This window comes from Bacillus pretiosus, assembly GCF_051294775.1.
GTDB classification, from domain to species: Bacteria; Bacillota; Bacilli; order Bacillales; family Bacillaceae_G; genus Bacillus_A; species Bacillus_A wiedmannii.
This window is the reverse complement of the sequence record NZ_JBPPHF010000153.1, coordinates 1-310: the sequence shown is the minus strand read 5'-3', so window position 1 is coordinate 310 and position 310 is coordinate 1. Positions and strand designations below refer to the sequence as shown.

Annotated in this window: 1 protein-coding gene; it reads right to left on the bottom strand. The window is 32.6% G+C overall.

Annotated features, from left to right (window positions below; translation table 11 throughout):
• The coding region (locus tag ACSG5Z_RS30280) for a TSUP family transporter (RefSeq protein ID WP_435712785.1) at positions 1 to 310 on the bottom strand (310 nt) is incomplete at both ends.

Genomic DNA, 310 nt, shown 5'->3' with positions numbered 1-310 from the left:
TACTTGCCCTACATAAATAAATATTAACAATGCACCAACATTACTTCCTAAATTAAGAAACTTCGCATTACCTGCTGCTTTTAAAAAATCATACCCAATAAATAAAAGAGCAAACATTAAAAACGAACCTGTGCGAGGCCCTAGAAATCCATCATAAAAACCAATTGCAAAAATAAAAAAGGTAAAAATAATGACGTGTCGACCAGATAATTTCTTATGAGTAGAAATTCTACCCCAATCCTTTTTAAATATTGTATAAATAGCGACTGCACCTAGCATAATCAGCATCAATGGCTTCAGTACTTCTTGG